This is a genomic window from Terrimonas rubra, from assembly GCF_042686025.1.
GTDB lineage: Bacteria > Bacteroidota > Bacteroidia > Chitinophagales > Chitinophagaceae > Terrimonas > Terrimonas rubra.
In genome coordinates this window covers 1,923,850-1,942,992 of sequence record NZ_JBHUOZ010000001.1, presented here as the reverse complement: position 1 = coordinate 1,942,992, position 19,143 = coordinate 1,923,850, and the positions used below count along the sequence as shown (strand labels likewise).

10 protein-coding genes are annotated in these 19,143 nt (G+C 42.7%); 5 read left to right on the top strand and 5 right to left on the bottom strand.

Annotated elements, in window-relative coordinates:
• Positions 1–18 precede the first annotated feature (18 nt).
• Positions 19–3,783 (bottom strand): sensor histidine kinase, encoded by a 3,765-nt coding sequence (locus ACFS6H_RS08160; RefSeq protein WP_386097096.1) that lies wholly within the window; start codon positions 3,781–3,783, stop codon positions 19–21.
• Entirely contained in the window at positions 3,773–4,555 is a 783-nt protein-coding gene (gene mazG, locus ACFS6H_RS08155) for a nucleoside triphosphate pyrophosphohydrolase (RefSeq protein WP_386097094.1), read from the bottom strand. Before mazG ends, ACFS6H_RS08160 begins: the two co-directional genes overlap by 11 nt.
• A 149-nt stretch (positions 4,556–4,704) precedes the next feature.
• Here mazG and ACFS6H_RS08150 point away from each other — a divergent pair, with 149 nt between their 5' ends.
• The 3 genes from ACFS6H_RS08150 (at position 4,705) to ACFS6H_RS08140 (ending at position 9,130) form a co-directional block, all read left to right on the top strand.
• The gene (locus tag ACFS6H_RS08150; protein WP_386097092.1) at positions 4,705–5,547 is read left to right on the top strand and encodes a hypothetical protein; all 843 of its coding nucleotides are present in this window, start codon (positions 4,705–4,707) and stop codon (positions 5,545–5,547) included.
• Positions 5,548–5,967: 420 nt separating this feature from the next.
• Positions 5,968–8,283 (top strand): TonB-dependent receptor, encoded by a 2,316-nt coding sequence (locus ACFS6H_RS08145; protein ID WP_386097090.1) that lies wholly within the window; start codon positions 5,968–5,970, stop codon positions 8,281–8,283.
• 4 nt (positions 8,284–8,287) lie between these two features.
• Positions 8,288–9,130 carry a DUF4249 family protein gene (locus ACFS6H_RS08140; protein ID WP_386097088.1) on the top strand — a complete coding sequence of 281 codons (843 nt, stop codon included), beginning with the start codon at positions 8,288–8,290 and terminating at the stop codon, positions 9,128–9,130.
• Positions 9,131–9,209: 79 nt separating this feature from the next.
• On the opposite strand, the gene ACFS6H_RS08135 is transcribed toward ACFS6H_RS08140, so the two are convergent.
• Positions 9,210–12,050, bottom strand: coding sequence for an outer membrane beta-barrel protein (locus ACFS6H_RS08135; protein WP_386097086.1), 2,841 nt, complete (start codon positions 12,048–12,050; stop codon positions 9,210–9,212).
• 275 nt (positions 12,051–12,325) lie between these two features.
• Here ACFS6H_RS08135 and ACFS6H_RS08130 point away from each other — a divergent pair, with 275 nt between their 5' ends.
• Positions 12,326–13,189: a cupin-like domain-containing protein gene (locus ACFS6H_RS08130; RefSeq protein ID WP_386097084.1), complete on the top strand. Its 864-nt coding sequence runs from the start codon at positions 12,326–12,328 to the stop codon at positions 13,187–13,189.
• A gap of 89 nt (positions 13,190–13,278) precedes the next feature.
• Here the strand turns inward: ACFS6H_RS08130 and clpB are convergent, their stop codons facing one another.
• On the bottom strand, positions 13,279–15,888 hold the full coding sequence (gene clpB / locus ACFS6H_RS08125) for an ATP-dependent chaperone ClpB (RefSeq protein WP_386097082.1): 2,610 nt from the start codon (positions 15,886–15,888) through the stop codon (positions 13,279–13,281).
• A gap of 276 nt (positions 15,889–16,164) precedes the next feature.
• Here clpB and ACFS6H_RS08120 point away from each other — a divergent pair, with 276 nt between their 5' ends.
• Positions 16,165–17,211: a serine hydrolase domain-containing protein gene (locus tag ACFS6H_RS08120; protein WP_386097080.1), complete on the top strand. Its 1,047-nt coding sequence runs from the start codon at positions 16,165–16,167 to the stop codon at positions 17,209–17,211.
• On the opposite strand, the gene ACFS6H_RS08115 is transcribed toward ACFS6H_RS08120, so the two are convergent.
• Entirely contained in the window at positions 17,208–19,139 is a 1,932-nt protein-coding gene (locus tag ACFS6H_RS08115) for a DUF3857 domain-containing transglutaminase family protein (protein WP_386097078.1), read from the bottom strand. The two genes, ACFS6H_RS08120 and ACFS6H_RS08115, sit on opposite strands and share 4 nt — an antisense overlap.
• Positions 19,140–19,143 lie beyond the last annotated feature (4 nt).

Here is a 19,143-nt window from a genome sequence, read left to right as displayed (position 1 = left end):
ACAGGGACGGAAAGCCAGCTACACTTCCTCTTTTAACAGTGGCAGTTGTACAAAGAATGTGGTACCAACATTTTCTGTAGTGGTAAACCATATATCTCCATGCGCCTGCTCCACGATACCTTTACACATGGCAAGGCCCAGACCTGTGCCCGAGGTTTTAGTGGTAAAGTTGGGCGTGAAGATATTTGCCTGGAATTCCTTGGGAATACCGGCGCCGTTATCCGCAATGCTGATCAGTATAGCGGTTTCGCTGAGGCTTTCCGATATGGTAATGGTAGCATCTTCCTTCTGTCCAAGCGCATCAATCGCATTGATCATCAGGTTGGTAAACAGCCGGTTCATCTGTGTTCTGTCGGCCGCTATATATACCGGTTGCGGAACAGGTTTCCAGTGAATAGTAACAGCGTTGTTGGCACTGTGCAGGTCGATCTGTTTTTTTATTTTATCATGCACGTCAAACACTTCCACTTTTACATTGCCGATATTTGCGAACTGGGAGAAATCCGATGCGATTTTTGACAAGTGATCGATCTGCTCTACCAATGTATTCGCTACGTTCTGTGATAATTTCGCCACATCGGGGTGATTACTGTTAATAGCTTTTTGCAGGTATTGCAGGCTGAGTTTCATGGGAGTAAGCGGGTTTTTAATTTCATGCGCCACCTGCCTGGCCATTTCACGCCATGCCCCTTCTCTTTCCGATTTTGCCAGCGCTGTAGCGCTCTCATCCAGCTTGCCCACCATGGTATTGTATTCGCTTACCAGTTGTCCTATTTCATCGTTCCGCGGCCAGTCGATCTTTTCATTGTTCTTACTCAGGTTCACTTCTCGCATTTTCAAACTGATCAGGGAGAAGGAACGGGTGATCCTGTTGGTAATAATAAGCGCAATAACACCCGCAATTAAAAAGATAAAGGCATTTAAAATAATAATAGTGATCAGGAAGTTGGATATCTCCTGTTTCAGCTCCTGCTCCGAAGTAAAATAAGGGATGCCCAGGTAGGCATATACCAATCCATTCTGATCACGCACCGGCGCATACACACTCAGGTAAGAAAGACGGCCTATTTTTTCTTTCTGTACATGTTGTACATACCGCAATTTGCTTAAGTTATAAAACGCTACGGGATCAATTTTACTGCTCAATACGCCCTGTGTATACACTTCTTTTTGCGAGGATACTTTAAGATCGCCGCTGAGATCATATATATTCACATCCACCCCATGTATATCCGATACCTCCTCTAATATTTTCTCTACCCTTCCCTGCTCAGCTACCAGCGAATCTTTTTCATCAGCTTCCGCACCTGTCAACAGGTTAGCCCCGATACCCATTTCCTGCTGCATCTGGTTGAGCATGATATTCATGGTACGGCTCAGTTTATCACTGTTATTTTTTTCATACCGGTTAATGAAGAAGGAAATGGTGGCCACACCGATAACCACGAAAGAAAAAAGGCTGACAAAGATAAAAGTGTTATGTACCTGGTTACGTATGCTGACATAAAATACAGACCGCAGCTCCCTTACCTTATAGCCATATTTAAACAGTATGGATAACAGTTTTACAATAGCCACCAGTAACAGGAAGGCACAAAATAAGTAAGAGAATAAACTGATCGATTCAATGAGGGTATCGCGTTTACGCACCATCACCGCTACTTTTTCATTGCTGGCACGATACCATAATTCATCATAATCGCCATTAGGCCTGGTTACAAACTGGTCCTTAGGCACCTGGTCCTGCGACAACCAGGTAGGAAAAGGATACTTGCCCGTAGAGGTCATTAACCGGCCTGCATTATACACTGCATAGGAATAGATAGGCGAACTTTCGGGATCATTTTTCTTGAACTGCCGGAACAGTTCAGGAAAAAGCGCATCACTGCTGTATTTTTTAGGTATGGATACAAAAAAGAAAGAACCCATCCTGCTGCCAGCCGAATCCCTGATCACCCTTTCGGTTATATACGCATATTTATCAAAAGAGGTTTCGTAATAAAACAGGTCGCTGATACCTGTAGGACGTGACTGCACTTTAATGATGGTGCTCAGGTCATTATAGGTACTGGATTCGGTATTATTAACAGGATTATTAAGCGAGTCGTATACAAAAAGATTGGTGGTGAATTTATCGCGGTAACCGGAGTAACTGGAATTAATGATACTGTCCCTTATTTCACGGTTATCCGCCGAATCGGAAAAACGGTGAAAATTATGACTTAAAAAATCATTGTCCAGGTAAGCAATGGCAATGCTCATCAGGTTTTCACTGGACGGGTCATATTGCTCGGCAATTTTCTGGATATAGAATTTCCGCCTGGCCCATTCGGCATTTTTATTCTCATGTAACATGATCACCGAAATGGAGGTACAGAATACAAATATCCAGAAAAGGATGCCGGCTATATTAAAACGTATCCGGTATAATATGAGTCCGTCACGGCTTACCAGCCAAGTATAGCCAATAAGCCAGAGTAATACCGGTAAATAAAATAATACATCCTTATTGCTGGAGTTGAATGTCAGGTATATTAAGCCGGAAAAACCAATGGCCATGTAGATAAGAAAGGTACGGCCTTTGAATACCACGATCATTGCCCGGAATAACAACTGCGTAAAATAATAATAAGATAAGGAAAGATTGGCCAGCACCAGGAAGCCGAAGCCTGTATAAATGGTTAAACTGAAAAAATCGGTTACGTCAAAAGATATCTTGGAATCGGCTACAATACTGCGAATGGTGGCAGCAATAAAAAAAGTAGAGGCAATAAGCGAGGCCAGGCATATTATTCCTATGGCCCATGTCTTCCTTTTTTTCCACCCGGAGAAATTGATGGGGCGTTGCTGCAGCTTGAACCAGCTGTAAATAATGATCCAGGAAAAGATGGTAGTATTGATCAGCAGGTCGCCTAAAGAACGTTGAATAACATTTGAACCGTAAATAGCCGGGTCAAATAATTCATATTGCCTTAAATTAAAAAAATCGGGATACAGGTAACAGATGGCCCTTAAACCGATCAGCGTTATTGCCACTACACTGATACCTGCCCAGGGCGATCTTGCATTGGAAAGCCGGTCGGCATTTGCCTGCATGGCCAGCAATAATAAAAACAGGCCGCACAGCCTCAATAAAATTGTGATCCAGTTGGTCTTTAATATATTATCCGCTGCCTTTTTATCCAGGTAAAACAATGTTTTACCAGCTTCTGTTTTTACGGGGTAGTCAGTGGCTTTATCTGCAATAGCGATCCTGTTTTCGGCCGTAGCGTTAAAGGCAAACTCATGCGGTAAATAATCGGTCTGTATAAAAAAAGACGACCGCACCAATACCATACCGTATGCTGTTACCCCGGGCAGCGTCGGGACCGGCTTTTTAATAACATAATACTCCCCGTTGGTGAGCTTATAAAAATATTCGCCGTTCTCTTCGTCCAGTACTTCCTGGGGGGGTAATATTTTCTGGGTGCTCCAGTATAAGAGGTTGGGTTCATAAGGCGCTTCCTTGTACAGGAAAACACTGAGATTAGTATAGGCCGTTTCCTCAATATCCTTTAAATTATTGGTATGCAGGGCCAGTTTACGTAACAAGTTAGTATCACTCAGGAAGTGATCAAACCTTTTACTTTCTCTTTTTAAGTATTGCTCAGCCTGGGCAATATCACCGATAATAGCAGGTTTACTGAAATATATTTTCTCGGTAATAAAAGATGCGGCAAAAAATGCCAATGCCACTATTACCAATGTATACCTGGATAACATGTTGTTTTTGTTACGCGCCACCGGCCTTTTGTTTTTTTATTGTAGTCCATAATTCGTCCATCTCCTCCAGGCTCATCTCACTCAAAACTTTGCCCTTACCAGTTGCCAGCAGCTCCATCTTTGTAAATCGGTCAATAAACTTCCTATTGGTTAGTTCCAGCGCAGTTTCCGCATCCACCCGCAAAAACCGTGCATAATTGATCAGGGAGAACATTAAATCCCCAAATTCTGCTTCAATAGCCGCCTGATCACCGGCTGTAATCGCTTCCTGCATCTCCCCTATCTCCTCTTCTACCTTCTCCCAAACCTGCTCCTTCTCTTCCCACTCAAAGCCTACCTGGCGGGCTTTTTCCTGTAAACGGATGGCTTTTACCGTGGCCGGTAAGCTGGCCGGCACCCCGCCCAGTACTGATTTTTTCCCTTCCTGCAGTTTGATCTTTTCCCAGTTTTTCTTTACATCCTCCTCGTTCTCCACTTTTACATCCCCGTAAATATGCGGATGCCTCCGGATCAGTTTTTCGCAAACCCCGTCAATCACCTCATCAATGGTGAACTTATTCTGTTCAGCCCCTATTTTGGCATAAAAAACAATATGTAACAGGATATCTCCCAGCTCCTCTTTTATCCCCTGCCAGTCATTGTTGGTAATGGCATCTGCCAGTTCATAGGTTTCTTCAATGGTCAGGCTGCGCAGGGTTTGTTCGGTCTGTTTCCTGTCCCAGGGACATTTCTCCCGCAATTCGTCCATAATTGTGAGTAATCGTTGTAAACCGTTTTTGCTGGTAGTTTGCATAATGTATTTGCTTAAAAAGGTAGTCCCCGGATAAGATATAAAATGCCGTACAGAACTATTTATAAAATAATAGTACAAATATACACGACCCGGGCGCTTTTTACGTTTACTGCATAAATGATATAAATTTGCCAATTAAACCCCTGTTCATGAAGTATTTGTTTTTGTTTATTGTGTTCCTTTATCAGCAAAATACCTTTGGCCAGTATTATTATCGTGACATTGTTACCACAGGGGAAAATAATGTGGCCATAGCTTCACTGTTCAACAATAAAGTCACCAATATCACCGCTACGGAGTACAATAACCGGGGGCAAAAAAACACCGATTTTAATGATTGGCAGGATATTAACCACCGCGACCGTATCATCAGGCAAACCACCCGTGACCGCCTGACCAAAACAACCGTTTATACCCGTGTGGATGAACAATTCCGTGTTGTAGATATTGCCGATACGTCGGGGGGAATTATCAATAATATACAATACAGGTACAATAATAAAAACCAGGTTACTGCTATTACCAAACATATATTTGAACCCGCCCTCAACACCAACCAGACCGAAGTATTTACCTGGGAATATGCCAGCGATGGTTTACCGCTGACCATGAAACGTATTATCAATAAAACCGATACAACCGAATACAGGTTTGCCCGTGACGAACAGGGCAATATAGGCGAAGAAAGACAATACCGCCTGAACCTCCCTTTTGGCCAGCCGCTGTATTATTATTATGATGATAAAAACCGTTTAACCGATATTGTACGATACAATACCCGTATTAAAATGCTGATGCCCGAACTGATGTTTGAATACGATGAAAACAACCGGGTAATTCAAAAAACGCAGGTGGTAAGCAGTGTGACTAGGGATTATATTATCTGGCGTTATATATTTAATAATGCCGGCCTGAAAACAAAAGAAGTATTGTTTGATAAGAACAAAGACCAGACAGGCCGTATTGATTACCAGTACCAGTTTGCGGAATAATGGTCATGTTACCGGCCGCAGTACCTGATGCTCCCTGGCGGGAGCCTGGTTGTGCTAAGTCTCAATAGTATTGTTGCGGGCCGCATACTTGTACTGCATAGCATCCATCAGTATGAAAAGGCCGGAAACCGGAAAGACAAGAACGGTTCTTTGAACCTTGAACCTCTTTAACTTCTTGAACCTTTTGAACCCCGGGAACTCCTGGAACCGGTTAACCTTTGTTAATTAAAAGGTCAGTTTTTCGTCATTGTTGGTAAACGGTTATGTTGTTTGTACAAGCACTATTACCTTCGGTAAATTATAAAGTTGCCCGGTCAAAGTTTTCCATAACCGCTCAACCACTGTTATTTTAAATTTAACAATTAATACGTTCCCTGTAAAACTATGCCTGTTAACTTCACGCCTTATTATACCAAAATCATGAGCAGATCATTAGTTCTTTTGCTTTTACTGGGCATCAGCTTCCATATCCAGGCCCAGCAAAAGTTCACCATCAGTGGTACCATCACCTCCAAAGGAAAAGGTGAAACGATCATCGGGGCTTCTATCATAGCCGGTCAATTCGGTACCAACAGTAACGAATATGGTTTTTACTCCCTCACCCTGCCCGAAGGAAAATACAAGGTCATTTTTTCGGCTGTAGGTTTACAATCGCAGGAAAAAGAAATAACCCTTACCCGGGACCAGAAACTGAACATAGCCCTGGATGATGAAGTAAAAGACCTGGAAGATGTAGTAGTAACCGCTACCAGCCGGGGCCGCAGCCTTACCAATGCCCAGATGGGTGTGGAGAGGTTGTCTACCAAGGAAATTAAAAACATCCCGGTATTATTCGGGGAAAGGGACATTTTAAAAACGGTACAGTTATTACCCGGTATCAAATCGGCCGGCGATGGTAACAGCGGCTTCTTTGTCCGTGGTGGCGCAGCCGATCAAAACCTGATATTACTGGACGAAGCGCCGGTTTACAACGCATCCCACCTGCTGGGCTTTTTCTCTACTTTCAATTCAGATGCCATTAAAGATATGACGGTGTACAAAGGAGCCATGCCTGCGCAGTATGGCGGACGCCTGTCGTCTGTATTAGATATTAAGATGAACGATGGTAATAACCAGGATTATAATGTAAGCGGCGGACTGGGTTTAATATCTGCCAAACTAAATGTGGAAGGTCCCTTGCAAAAAGATAAATCTTCTTTTTTGCTGACCGGCAGAAGAACCTATGCCGATATGTTCTTAAAGCTGTCCAGTGATTCCAATATCAATAACAACAAATTGTTCTTCTACGACTTTAACGCCAAGTTAAACTACCAGTTGGGCGAAAAGGACAAGATATACCTTTCCGGTTACTTTGGTAAAGACGTATTAGGCGTAGGTGAAACCTTCGGGCTGGATTGGGGTAATACAACTGCTACCTTACGCTGGAACCATATTTACAATAACAAACTTTTCTCCAACACCTCCGTTATATACAGTAACTACAACTACAATATTAATATCAGGAGCGGTGCCAACAAGTTTGATATTTTTTCGCAGATCAGGGACTGGAACCTGAAACATGAGTTCCAGTGGTTTGCCGGCAATAAAAACAATGTACGGATAGGCCTCAATACTATCTTCCACAATATCCTGCCGGGCAGGGTAACGGCTGATGCCAATTCTGGCATCAACTCCTCTTCTTTACAAAAAAGATATTCCTGGGAAAATGCCCTGTACATAACTGATACCTGGAAGATGACGCCCAAATTAAATGTAACCTATGGCCTGCGTATGTCGGCATTCAGTATTTTGGGCAAAGGAGATTTTTACAATATAGATGCCGATGGCAAAGTGACCGATACACTTAGTTATGGCCGTGGCGAATTTGTAAAAACCTATTATAATCCCGAACCACGTGTAGCCTTCAGTTATATCCTTAATCCGCGTACTTCCGTAAAAGCCTCTTATGTACGTAATACGCAAAGCTTACACCTTATTTCCAACTCCACTTCCTCCAATCCAACGGACAAGTGGATCGCCAGTACGAATATTATCAAACCAGAAATATCCGACCAGGTATCAGTGGGGTATTACCAGGACCTGATCAAGGGCCAACTGGAACTTACGGTGGAAGCCTACTATAAAGACATGAAAAACCAGATCGATTACCGTGACGGTGCCGATGTATTCAGTAACAGCGATGCCATTGAATCGCAATTGCTGTTTGGTAAAGGACGTGCTTATGGTTTAGAATGGTTATTGAAAAAAACCAGCGGTAAGTTTACCGGCTGGTTAAGCTATACCTTATCCAAAACAGAAAAAAATATCCCGGGTATCAACAATAACGAATGGTATAATGCCCGCCAGGACCGCACGCATGATGTAGCCATTGTAGGCTCTTACCAGCTCAATAAAAAATGGGTACTATCTGCTACCTGGGTATATTATACCGGTGATGCGGTTACCTTCCCTGCCGGTAAATACCGCATCAATGATCAAACCATATTTTATTACACCGAACGTAATGGTTACCGCATGCCGGATTACCACCGTTTGGATATCGGTGCTACCTGGACATTGAAAGCCAAAAAGAACAGGTTATCTGAACTTAGCTTTAGCCTGTTCAATGCCTATGGCAGGGAGAATGCCTATACCATTAATTTCAGGGATAACGAGAACGATCCTACCAAAACGGAGGCCGTGCAATATGCCCTGTTCAAGTTCATTCCTTCCATTTCTTACAACTTCAAATTCTAGTACCATGAGCCTGTATAACGCTACAACAATAATCAGAAAGCCATGGATCTATCTCCTGGCAATGGTCAGTATTGCTTCTTTTACCTCCTGTGAAAAAGTGATCGATCTTAATTTAAACACCGCTGAAAAAAAATACGTTATTGAAGCCAATCTCACCAATAAGGCCGGCGGCTGCGTGGTCTTACTATCGCAAACCAAAGATTTTGACGAGGATAACACTTTCCCCGGAATCAGCGGTGCCACCATTACCATCACTACCAACGGTACTACCGTTACACCTTTAACAGAGACAAGTACACCCGGTCAATACACCGCCCCGGCGCTGATAGGGGCAACCGGCAATAACTACGAACTTAAAGTAACGGTAGCCGGCCAAACCTTTACAGCGAATAGCACGATGGCGCAGCCGGTTTTAATAGATACCATCTTTGCAAAAGATGAAACGCTGTTCGGTGAAACAAGAAAGATCGTGACCGTAGTACATCCGGATCCTGTAGGCCTGGGTAATAATTACCGGTATATACAATATTTTAATGGGAATAAGATCAGTGGTAACCTGATACGGAATGATGACTATAGTGATGGTAGAATCACCGAATCCAGCCTGTTTTATTTCAGCGATGATGGAGATGAAGATGCACCAGAATTAAAAAGCGGTGACCATGTACGGGTAGAAATGCTGAGCATCACCCCCGATATATATAAATACTGGTTTAGTCTTGATCGCAGTGCTACCGGCGGCAGTGGCCAGGCCACACCGGCAAACCCGGTAACCAATATCAAAGGCGGCGCATTGGGTTATTTCAGTGTACATGGTATTGATACAAAAACAATGATCGTTCCTTAATATTCAGGCCTGGTACTAACCGGCAAAAACTATTATTAAAAAAGGCTTATACATGGTATAAGCCTTTTTTAATGTTGTACTACGGCCTGTTTCCTCTTCCGCCGCCACTGTTACCACCGCCACCGCGATTACCTCCACCCGGCCTCATGCCCTCTCCCCTTCTGCCGGGGTTATTGCCATTTCCGCTACCGGTAAATTTCTGTATTCGGAAATTCAGCGTCAGCAAAAAGTAACGGGCCAGGCGATTGGTACGGCTATCGGTAGTAATATCGCCGTTGATGGTGCGGCGGATATCGGCATTCTCATTTAACAGGTCAAATGCCTGGAAACGGATGGCCGCCATTTGCCGTTTAAGAAAACGGTATTCTGCCGAAAGGTTAATGATTAACGGATTGGCATTGACGTTCCCCTGTAAACCAAAGTTCATCATCTTGGAAACATCGTACCCGAATATCCATTGTTTTTTAATATAGTTTTTGCCACTTAATCCCAACTGTAAAGTTTCGTTATCGCTCACCCTTTTACCCCCGGTATCATAACGGGTAATGATCTGCTGAAAAGAGTAGCTTACATTCGCAGCAACGTCAATAATGCCTTCCAGGTCTAAACGAAAACTGGTCCGGGGCGATAAACGCCAGGTATTACCGTTATTACGCATGCCATCTACAAATGTGATATTGTTACTAAAATTACCATTTACACCCAGGGTTACCGAATATTTCCTGTTATTAAATGGTTTGGTATAACCAGCATTACCGCCCAGGTTATAAAAGCCATTGGTATTGATATAAGAAGTAGTACGTCCCGTACCCACTTTATTGTTTACCCTGCTGGATACAATTTTATCCTGGGTCTGGTCAAAATTCAGGTTGGCAAAAAGTGAGGTACCCGCCTTGTTATCAAACTTATTATAGTTTAAACCGAACCGGGAAGTAAACTCGGCCTGGAGATTGGGGTTACCTACCGATACATTGTTTAAATTGGAACTATCGTATACAGGTTGCAGCTGGTTAAAACCCGGTTCACGGCTCGATCCGTCATAAGTTACCGTTAAGCTGTGGCTGCGTGCAAAGTTATAAACAAACCTGGCCGTGGGTATCCAGTTCAGGTTTTTATAACTGGTAGCAATATCCTTACCTACCGACTGACCGGTCAATATACTCGGCTGCACTACCAGCCCCACAGTATAATTATATTTTGTTTCCCTGCCTTTAAAATTAATACCGGCACGATGCGTGGTAAATTTATAATCGAAATAATTGGTCTGCGCAATATTCGTAGTGGCTTCATTGGTAAAAGGATCAATATCATCTACCTCCCGTACATTCTCGGTATTGGATTGATTCCAGCGGTAGCTCAGCTCCAAGAACATGGTTTTACGCTTATTAACCGGTTCGTTGTATGACAGGTTGATATTGGTAGTGGTGTTCTTATTTTCTGTAAAGATGCGTTGTGACTGGAGCGTATCCATCTGCCTGATGATATTGCCGCTGGAATCATAATCGATATTATGATAGTCATTCAGGCTTTCCCTGTTCTGTTCACTGTAAGAAATATTAACCCCGGTTGAAATATTAATACTGCGACCTTTTTTACGAAAAGCGTGATGGTACATTATATTACCACCGCCGTTTGGTGCAGTAGAGTTGCCGGAGGACTGGAATATATTATCGGTATGGTAAAGCGTTCTCCTGATCTGGGAAGTACCTGCACTTTCCGAGGAGGAGTTTGACAATGATAAATAGGGAGTGAATTTAAAATAATTCGCAGAATCCATACGGTATTCTATATCCGCTGTTATACGGTGGTTGTAACTGGAATTATGACTCCTGTTCTGGCTGTTCGTGGTAATGACATTAGAGGGGTTCAGATCCTGCCTGTACGAACTGCTTTCCGCATTCAGGTGCCGGGCCGAAAAACTATAACTTCCGTTGATCGTAACTTTTTTACCAATATTGCTCCGGTAATTCAACCCTGCCGACTGTGATAACGTAATACCATTGCCGCCACCACCGCCACGGCTCTCATTCCCGAAGTTATTACCACCGCGGTTACCGCCACCACGGCCACCTCCATTAAAATTAAACAGGTCGGCATTGGTATTGTTAACCGAACCCAGGAAATTGATCTGGGTTTCATCACGGAATAAGTTGGCCGAAATGCCGGAACCAAAACGTCCCTTATCCCCGGCCGAAGCACTGGCATTACCAAAAAAACCACGGTTCTTATTCTTCTGGATATTGATATTAATTATTTTTTCTGGTTCACCGGTTTTGATCCCGGTAAGATTGGCCTCATCGCCATAATCATCAATGATCTGTATATTCTCAATAATATCAGCAGGTAAATTCTTAGTGGCGGTTTGTACATCACCGCCAAAGAAATCTTTTCCGTTCACCCGTACCCTGGACACCGGTTTTCCCTGGGCCGTAATGGCACCATCTTTGCCTACTTCCAGGCCGGGCATTTTTTTAATCGCGTCCTCTACCGGTGCGCCTTCTTCTACTTTATAGGCCCTGGCATTGTATTCAATAGTATCTTCCTTTACTACTATGGGCTGTACGGAAGTCACTTCCACACCGGGCAGTAACGCCACATCTGTTTCCATTAACACAGAGTCCAGCCTGATACCGTCTGTGCCAATAGGTATAGTGTTCACTCTTTTTGTATAAGGAATATACCCCACCAGGCTGATCGTAATATCAACCGGGAATAATGGCGTAATACTCAATGCAAACTTTCCGTCTTTATCGGTAAACGCGAAAACACTATCCTTCGCATTCATCGCTTTGATAGTAGCACCGGAAAGTTTAGTACCGGCTGAATCAATGGCTATTCCCGTTATGTCTACCTTTTTTTGAGCAAAGAGGGTGAGGGATAACAGGAGGAAAGGCAGTATGAGTAGTTTGGTGGCTGACAAAATGTAGATTTTGAGTATTAGAAGCTGTTTATAAAAAATCCTTTCACAGGGACGGTTTAATTGCTAAAAAGTTTAAAAAGCGGGCTAAAATATGGCTATCCCTGAAGCCAGAAACCTTATTCACCGACACAACACTAACAGTTGGTAGCGTCCTGCACCTATTTTAAACTTCCCCTTTTCCCTTAAAATGTTAACGGTTTGCAAAAACAATCATCCTAATTGCATTTTCATTAACTTTACCCTACCAATTTAGTAGACTAATAAAATTTTATACGATGCAGCTTCTTCCCATTGACAGTATCTCGGGGATCAACAAAAAAGATTTTACCGAGCAGTATGTTAAGACCGGAACACCTGTTATTATAAAGGACTTTTTAAAAGACAGCCCGGCTTTACAATTATGGAACTATGATTATTTTAAAGAGCAGGCAGGCGACCTGATCGTATCGGTACATGGTCATGAAAATGCCCACCCCGATAAGGTCGTCAGTCAGGCGGCTAAAAAGATGAAGTTTTCGGAATACCTGGATTATATACAGGCGGGCCCCACAGAAGCCAGGTTATTTCTTTTTAACCTGTTAACCGAAAGACCGGAATTCAAAAAACAGCTGGTCATTAACAGGGTTACCAGTAATATTTTATCATCACTACCCTTTATGTTCTTTGGAGGTGAGGGATCCAGCACCCGTTATCATTTTGATATCGATATCAGCCATGTATTTCTATCCCAATTTGAAGGGGCTAAAAAAGTATGGCTGTTCCCGCCGGAACAATCGGACCTTTTATACAAACTTCCTTATAACTTTCACGGCATTGCCGATCTGAAAAATCCGGATTACGAAAAATTTCCGGCGTTAAAGTATTTGCACGGCTGGGAGTGTACCTTACATTTTGGTGATACCCTGTTTATGCCGGCTCATTACTGGCATTATATTCAATACGAAACACAGGGCTATTCAGTCAGCCACCGTGCTTTATCAAACTCTTATATACAGCGTTTACAGGGAGCACGTAATTTATTTATCACACGACGATTTGATAACCTGATGCGTATCTGGCGTAAGGATAAATGGTTCAATTATAAAAAACAGATCGCCATCAACCGTGCCGAAAAGGCGATCAAGAAGTTTGAGCATTGAGAAGCGCTATAAACAATATGAGCTGACCGGTAAACCGGCCAGCTCATTCTTACTCCCACATTCATCGTTCACTGTCACTCCATCCTACGCTACACTTTTTCCGACGATGTTTCATTTCTGAACACCACCGTATTGTCAAACACATCTATCAATACAGGATGGGTTCTGTCCACATCACCTGCCAGTATTTTTTTACTCAGGCCATTTACAATTTCTTTCTGGATCAGTCTTTTTAAAGGCCTGGCCCCGAATTGCGGATCAAATCCCTGCTCCGCTAAAAACTCCAGTGCATAATCACTAAACTCAAGCTGTATACCGTTTTTAGCTACCAGGTCACTTAACTGCCGTAATTGTATTTTTACAATAGCCTCAATTTGTTTTTTCCGTAAAGGCTGGAACATGATAATATCATCAACCCTGTTTAAGAACTCAGGACGAATGGTTTGACGCAATAAATTCATTACATCAGATTTTGCTTTTTCTGCTGCGTCTTCCAGGTTGGCATCACTTACACCATCAAAAGCATCGGATATCAAATGACTACCGATATTACTGGTCATGATGATGATGGTATTTTTAAAGTTCACCACACGGCCTTTATTATCAGTTAAACGGCCGTCATCCAACACCTGCAGTAATACATTCCATACATCCGGGTGTGCTTTCTCAATCTCATCCAGCAACACTACGCTATAGGGTTTACGTCTTACAGCTTCGGTTAATTGTCCACCTTCATCATAACCCACATATCCCGGAGGCGCACCCACCAAACGGCTTACCGTATGTTTTTCCTGGTATTCACTCATGTCAATACGGGTCATCATACTTTCGTCGTTGAACAGGTATTCAGCCAGGGCTTTGGCCAGTTCGGTTTTACCCACACCGGTAGTTCCCAAAAAGATGAACGAACCAATAGGTTTACGCGGATCATGCAGGCCCGCACGGCTACGGCGGATAGCATCGGCCAATGCCGTAATAGCTTCATCCTGCCCTACTACACGTTCATGCAGGTGAGCTTCCAGGTGTAACAGTTTTTCCTTATCGCTTTGTAACATTTTTGTTACAGGTATACCCGTTGCCTTGCCTACACTTTCTGCAATATCCTCTGCATCTACTTCTTCTTTCAGTAGCCTTTTTTCGCTGATATCGTTCAGTCGCTGTGTTTCTGCAGTAATTAACTGCTCCTGTTCTTTTACTTTACCATACCTGATCTCCGCAACTTTTCCGTAATCACCTTCCCTCTCCGCTTTCTCCGCTTCCAGTTTTAATTGTTCGATGCTGGCTTTGGCATTCTGTATTTTATCCACGATCTCTTTTTCTTCAGCCCATTTGGCTTTGAATGTATCGCGCTGTACAGAGAGGTTAGCGATATCGGTATTCAACTGTTTTAATTTCGCTTCATCGTTCTCCCGTTTGATAGCTTCCCGTTCAATTTCCAGTTGACGGATCTGCCTTTCCAGGGTATCCAGCTCTTCCGGCATACTGTTCATTTCCAGCCTGAGCTTTGCTGCACTTTCATCTATCAGGTCAATTGCTTTATCCGGTAAAAAACGATCGGTAATATACCGGTCAGATAATTCAACTGCCGCAATAATAGCTTCATCTTTAATGCGCACGTGGTGGTGTGTTTCGTATTTATCTTTCAGGCCACGTAAAATAGAAATAGCATCTTCCACTGAAGGCTCATCAATCAATACGCGTTGAAAACGCCGCTCCAGGGCCTTATCTTTTTCAAAGAATTTCTGGTACTCATTTAAAGTTGTGGCACCTACAGCCCTTAACTCACCACGGGCCAGGGCTGGTTTTAAAATATTGGCCGCATCCATAGCACCTTCACCACCACCGGCGCCCACCAGGGTATGGATCTCATCGATAAACAAAATAATTTCGCCGTCACTGCCGGTCACTTCTTTTACTACAGCTTTCAACCTTTCTTCAAATTCACCTTTATATTTTGCACCGGCTATCAATAATCCCATATCCAGTGCATAGATAATTTTTGACTTCAGGTTCTCCGGTACATCACCATTTACAATACGGTGTGCTATACCTTCGGCAATAGCGGTTTTACCTACACCGGGTTCACCAACCAGGATAGGGTTATTTTTCGTACGGCGTGATAATATATGCAGGGTACGGCGGATCTCTTCGTCACGGCCGATAACAGGGTCCAGTTTACCTTGTCTTGCCAGTTCATTTAAGTTCTTGGCATATTTATTCAAGGCATTAAACTCCTGCGACTGGGTTTGCGAAGTAACCGTCTCTCCCTTTCGCAGGTCTTTAATCGCTGTTACCAAACCCGATTCGGTCAGGCCTGCTTCCTTTAATAATTTGGCAGCATTGTCATTTCCCTGCACAATGGCCAACAGTATATGCTCGGGGGTTACAAATTCATCATTGAATTGTTTCACCACGGCACCGGCACGCAATACCACATTATTGGCATCACGGCTGATCTGCTGAGCGGCATCACCCGAGGTTTTGGGTAACCGGGCAATACTGTCATCTAACTTACTATCCAGTAAGTTAATGGTAACATTGTTCTTTTTTAATAAATAGTCAACCGGCGAATCCTGTTGCTCCAGTAATGCTTTTAATATATGCTCTGTTTCAATATTAGGAGCTTGTGCATTAAAAGCAATTTGCTGCGCCTGTTGAAACGCTTCGGCTGCTTTGATGGTAAAATTTCCTAAGTTCATATTTTAATTTTTATTGTAGTTGGATAGTTTATTTATTACAGCATTTTTAATGCCTGATTTTCTTATTCAATTTTCCTGCTTACAGGTCACTCTTCAACAAAATCCTTCATACCGGTTCAATAACATTGCCTGTAAAACATACCCGCTATATTAATTAACAGGTCATGGTGATGAATATTAGCTTTTTAATATTATTTTAGTTGCCTGCCGGTAAGCAGGTTTTCTTTACTGGTACAGGTATATCAAATCACAATCCATATCAAAAAACAAGCAACTATGTCATATAAATTTCAATTTAACTGCCTGAAATTCAGTTTTATCGGAGCATTCCTGCTATTATTTCAGTTGGTAAACGCCCAATCGTTTAATGATAGTGAATTAAGCAGCCTGCTTACATCAAAACAAAAACAACTGGGTGGTAATTTTGTTGCTGTTATCACCAATGCCGATACCAGTATTTATAAAAAAGAAGCGGGTGATGTACATAGTACCAAAACCGTTTTGCCCATAGGTGACTGCAGCCAGCTGATAACCGCCATGCTGGTGATGAAATTTGTGGAGGAAGGAAAAATATCCCTGGATGATAAAATAGCCACTTATATCCCTTCTTTTGCCCGTTACAATAAGAATTATATTACCATCCGTCACTGTTTATCACATTATACAGGCATTAAACAGGAAAAAGCCGGCTCCCGTTATGCTAAAAAATTTAAGTCGCTGGAAGAACTGGCCGATCATTTTGCTTCGAGAGAGATTGATTATAATGCAGGCGAGGCTTTCAGTTATGGCCTGGCCGGGCCCAATATTGCGGGGAGAGTACTGGAAGTAGTAGGTAAACGAAAGTTTGAAGTACTGGTGAAGCAATATTTGCTGTCGCCGCTGGGTATGCGCCGCACCAACTTCAATAATACCGACTTTTCGGCCGTAAGACCGGCAGATGGCGCTAACAGCAGTGCGGAAGATATGGCCATCCTGGTACGTGTATTACTCAATAAAGGAACGTATAAAGGCAAACAGGTATTGAGCAGTGAATCGGTAGACGAACTGTTTAAAATCCACACTACCAGTGGCGTAATTAAAACTGCCTCCAGGTTAACAGAAGGCATGCCCTATACTTTAGCCGGATGGGGCAATACCACTACCAATGACAGTGCCGCATCCATCAGTTTATTTGATTTTGAGGGCAATACCCTTACTATTGACATGTGTAAACAATACGGTTATGTGAGCCTTGTAAAAGAGCCACAACGCCTGGAAGGCGCTATAGTAACAAAAGAGATCAAAGCGATCACGGATAAGGAGTTTAAATCGCAATGTCCTTAAAAAGCTTTTTTCTCCTCCTCGTCTTTTACCAATACGATCCTTGTTCTGTCGGCCTGGTACACCGACTGATAAAAACTGACAAGTTCATTATAGGTTGCAGCCGGGTATAAGCCGCTGTCCAGTTGCATTTTCCGGTAATAAATGATCTTATCGGCCATTACTTTACAACTTACTGTATAGGTGCCGAATTTTGACTGAAGACTTACCTCTTTCGGCACCGATTCTGTTTTATAACCGGTGGGTATGGCAATGGTCACCGAATCAACATCCACATAAGGCATGGAGAGGTAAACATCGTATTTACGCTTATCATTAGCCTGCGGCCGGCTGCCGGAGCGTGTGAGTATATTAGGTGTAATAAATAATCTTTTGCCGGTAATGGTGGCATAATTATAAACAGTAATATCCAGGGCTTCCTGTATAGCCGGTATCAATTGCTTTTCTATTTTGTAATCAAAATTATTTATATCGTAAGTACTTAAATTAAAGTTGTCATGCAGGTATTCTTTTACTTTATCTTTTGATAAACTGCTGATCATGGAATGTATATCATCCTGCTGCAGACCTGTGTAAAGATTCCTGGTTTTTATTTTTAAAGTAGCGTCCGGCAGCAGTGTAGCATCAATAACACGTACCTGCCTGTTATCCAAAGCCGCATAAGCAGGTGTACGTACCAAATGTCCTCCTTTTTCATTTACCAGTAAAGCATAACGGTTCCCGGTAAAGCTACCCATATACCCGGCGGAGACATCCTGGCTGGTACATTCCAACCAGATAGTGTCTTTCTGCATCGGTACACATAAAATAACATGATTGAATTGTTGCGTCGGAAAATCATCGTATATCTTCCCTCCGCCATCACCGGCACGTATTAACGCATAATCCGATTTAATTCCTGCTTCCTTTAACAAAGCCAGCATAAAGTTGGTAAGCGCTTTACAATCGCCGTACTTTTTTTCCGCTACAAACCGGGCATCAAAGGGTTGCCAGCCACCAATACCTAACTGGATACTGATATAGCGGGAGTTATTTTGTAGATAATTGTATAATATTTTCACCTTTTCCTCCGGATCCGTGATGCCGTCTACCAACTGGTGCACTTTTGTCTTTACATTATCCGGTAATTGATCGCGATTGGCAATCAACTGGTAAACAAATAACCCGAAGTCTTTCCAGGTATTCATATTGCCTTTGTATTTTTCCATTTCAAAAGCAGTAGGCCCCACTAACACCAATGGTGTAAAACTACTGATCTCGGGTGCATAAGGTTCTTTTACAAATGCGGGCAAATTTTCAGCTTGCCAGGTATAAAGCGTTTTTCCTTTTTCACTGGTAACGGCGGGCTTGCCCTCATAGTTATAGGTTTTATGCCTGAACTGGTAGGCTTCGGGGGTTGCAATACGAAAGATACTTTTTTGTATCGCTAAGTATTCCGCATCCTGGGGTCGCCAGGACGGGTAAAACATCGTACCGTTTTGTTTTACCTCTACAATGTACTCCACAGTATACGGATATACTTTGTAGTAAAAACTGTGTTGTTTAATGCGGTCATTATCCATTAAGCTCCCTTCACTCACCCCGCTCAGGTCCTGTATGTCTTTCTTTTTTAAACTTCTTATTTTTTTCCCGGAAGCATCATACAGGTTGCCTTCCACCGAACGAATATCCCGGAAACTGTTATAGTAATCAAAAAAACCGGAAAACTTATCACCGTTCTCATTTAATATAGTAACAACAAATGTTCTTTGCGAAATGGCCTCCCCTTCATTCACCAGGTTAAACTTCTCCTCTTCTAAGCGTATTACCGCATTGGCATTTGCCAGTAAGGCTGCCGGAATATTACTAACCGCGTAATCGCCGTTATTGGCAAATAGTACGGAGGTAAGCAGGGAGCAAACGATTACTGTTATTGTACTTATTTTTTTCATCAGC